Here is a 2,281-nt window from a genome sequence, read left to right as displayed (position 1 = left end):
AAAAAGCCTCTGCCAAAACTCATCAATGGAAGGGACCTCCTCTCGCTCGGCTTTGCCGAGGGACCTTCCGTCGGTAAAGCCCTCAACGAGATACGCGAAAAACAGATCGCCGGTGAGATACTAACCAGAGAGGGGGCAATGGCATACGCGAGGGAACAGCTAAGTCAGCTCATGGCTCATAGCTCATGAAACATCGTATATCGTAGTTCGTATATCGTATATCGAAATACAGAACAAATTCTGATGAAAGCTGTCAGCTTTCCTTTGTCATCGCGAGGAGCGAAGCGACGTGGCGATCTCATCTATTGAGATTGCTTCTCCCGCTGGAACGGAATCGCAATGACACTTTTTTGATTTTGTTTAGTTTCTCGATATACGGTATACTATATACTATATACTATATACTATATACGATATACGAGATACGAGATACTATATACCATTATGTTCGCTGTGAGCCTGCTTTAGGGTGACCATGAAACGTTCCGTCACTTCACTCCCACTCCATTACGGGAAGGCCCCTCCCTGGCTCTTTCAAAAAATGAAGCGTTTCTCCGCTGCCCTGACGGAGATTATTCTCTTCGAATTCGGACCGCAGGAGTTCCTGGCCAGGATAGCAGACCCGGTCTGGTTTCAGGCCTTTGGTTGCGCAGCCGGTTTTGACTGGCACAGCAGCGGCCTGACCACGACACTCTGCGGGGCGCTCAAAGAAGGGATCGCCCTTCTCGGTGAAGACATACCCCTGGCGGTCTGCGGCGGAAAGGCAAAACGGGCAATTAATACACCCGCGGAGATAGAACAATACGGGGAAAAATGGGGAACTGATACCCGGTATCTCACGTCGTTAAGCCGCCTCTGTGCAAAGATCGACAATGCAGCAATACAGGACGGATACAACCTGTATCACCATACCTTTATCTTTACGACGAAAGGTGAATGGGCAATCATCCAGCAGGGGATGAACGGGGAGAAGAAGGATGCACGACGCTATCAGTGGCTGTCAAGGGATAACCTCGATCTTACATCGGACCCCCATACAGGTATCACCTGTAACGATAGGGGCGATGTCCTTAATTTTGTTGCAGGAGAAAGCGGCAGCGCGAGGGATGCTGCCGTAGATTTCACGAGAGAGAACCCCGATACCATGATCAGGATGTGGAAAGATATTGCCCTCACTATGCCTGAGCGTCATTATATCTCTGCAAAGGATGTAAACGAGAAACGCCTCTATAAGGCATTCAGGACCCTTCATGAGTCACAGTCTGAAGATTTTAAAGATCTCATCCAGGTACAGGGTGTGGGACCGCGAACCATTTCAGCCCTTGCCCTTATCGCTGAGCTCGTCTATCAGGCACCTCCAAGCTTCAGGGACCCCGCTCGTTTCAGTTTTGCCCACGGCGGTAAAGACGGGCATCCCTTCCCTGTCGATAAAAAGACCTATGAACATTCGATAGATTTTCTGCAAACCTGCATAGACAGGGCAAAGATCGGCGACAGGGAGAAACTCGATGCGTTAAAGAGGCTGTCAACGCTGTAAGGCTTTCACGCTATGCGCATAGCGCTTCGCGCAAAGCGAATATATGACAGCTTTATTCGATGTATTTACCCCGGATTTTCCATCAGGATGAGCATCTGGGTTTACACGCTCTTCCGCAGCGTGACCCTGAAAAGTTTTTTTGGGAGTCTCGACTCTTCACATTCTTCAACGTTGACAACCACATAACCTTTCGCGAGATCGTCTATTTTCTTTCTGCTGAAGTAATGGACAATAAACCCGTTCATCTCATATATGTCTTCTCCATGTTGAGCGCCCTTTCCATAATGCGGGTCTTTAGTATTTCTGACAGTGTAAACATGAAACCCACCGGGCTTCAAAATCCTCCGGACCTCGCCGGCGAGAAACTCGAGTTCGGCAGTTGTGAGGGCCATACAATAAAGCATGTGCGCGAAACACCCATCAAAGGACCGGTCGGGAAAAGGCAGGGGGAGTCGCACATCATGGACACTGGCCATCACCAATCCCGAAAGACCAATATTTTCCGCCCTTTCACGTATTAGACGGATGCCGCTTTCCGAGTAATCAATCACATGGACTGAAAAACCATTCTCTGCAAAAAACACCGTATCTCTTCCCTGCCCTCCTCCGAGCTCAAGGATACTTCTGGCACCATCTCTATGAAAAATTTCGCTGGCGATTCGTGCTGTTTCGCTTGGACCCCGGCCGAACATATCGGGGATATCTAAAAGTTTGCTGTCCCAGTGGGGGCGCTGCCCGTCAAGG

3 protein-coding genes are annotated in these 2,281 nt (G+C 49.5%); 2 read left to right on the top strand and 1 reads right to left on the bottom strand.

Annotated elements, in window-relative coordinates:
- Both PHU49_15590 and PHU49_15585 read left to right on the top strand, forming a co-directional pair.
- Nucleotides 1–189 (top strand): hypothetical protein (locus PHU49_15590; protein MDD5245431.1); only part of this gene is annotated, 189 nt, incomplete at its 5' end.
- Between the two features lie 286 nt (nt 190–475).
- Nucleotides 476–1,537, top strand: coding sequence for a DUF763 domain-containing protein (locus PHU49_15585; GenBank protein MDD5245430.1), 1,062 nt, complete (start codon nt 476–478; stop codon nt 1,535–1,537).
- 101 nt (nt 1,538–1,638) lie between these two features.
- Here PHU49_15585 and PHU49_15580 read toward each other — a convergent pair.
- Nucleotides 1,639–2,281, bottom strand: a 643-nt coding sequence (locus tag PHU49_15580; GenBank protein MDD5245429.1) for a class I SAM-dependent methyltransferase, incomplete at its 5' end; no start/stop codon positions are given.

The organism is Syntrophorhabdaceae bacterium, assembly GCA_028713955.1.
Taxonomy (GTDB): domain Bacteria; phylum Desulfobacterota; class Syntrophorhabdia; order Syntrophorhabdales; family Syntrophorhabdaceae; genus UBA5609.
The sequence above is the reverse complement of the archived record's forward strand: the minus strand, read 5'-3'. Positions and strand labels throughout refer to the sequence as shown.